The organism is Mycobacterium sp., assembly GCF_008709575.1.
Taxonomy (GTDB): domain Bacteria; phylum Actinomycetota; class Actinomycetes; order Mycobacteriales; family Mycobacteriaceae; genus Mycobacterium.
This window is the reverse complement of sequence record NZ_VYIK01000436.1, coordinates 356-635: the sequence shown is the minus strand read 5'-3', so window position 1 is coordinate 635 and position 280 is coordinate 356. Positions and strand designations below refer to the sequence as shown.

Here is a 280-nt window from a genome sequence, read left to right as displayed (position 1 = left end):
CTCGACCCGGGCGCGCGCGTCGTCGGGCAGCAACGCACCCGCCGAATCCACCACGTAGACGCACTGGCAGCCGGCATCGACCATTATCCGAGCCTGCTTGGCCAGCGCATCAGGTGTGCTCATGTGGGAGAGCATGAGGAAGCCGACGGTCTCCATGCCGAGATCGCGGGCAGCTCCGAAGTGCTGGATCGACACATCGGCCTCGGTGCAGTGCGTGGCGATGCGTGCCACCGTCGCACCGGCGTCGCACGCCTGGCGCAGATTGGCCACTGTGCCCAAA

Annotated in this window: 1 pseudogene; it reads right to left on the bottom strand. The window is 67.1% G+C overall.

Annotation, left to right across the window (positions count from 1 at the left end):
- Positions 1-280, bottom strand: a pseudogene (locus tag F6Q13_RS19455) (4-hydroxy-2-oxovalerate aldolase); the annotation flags it as partial.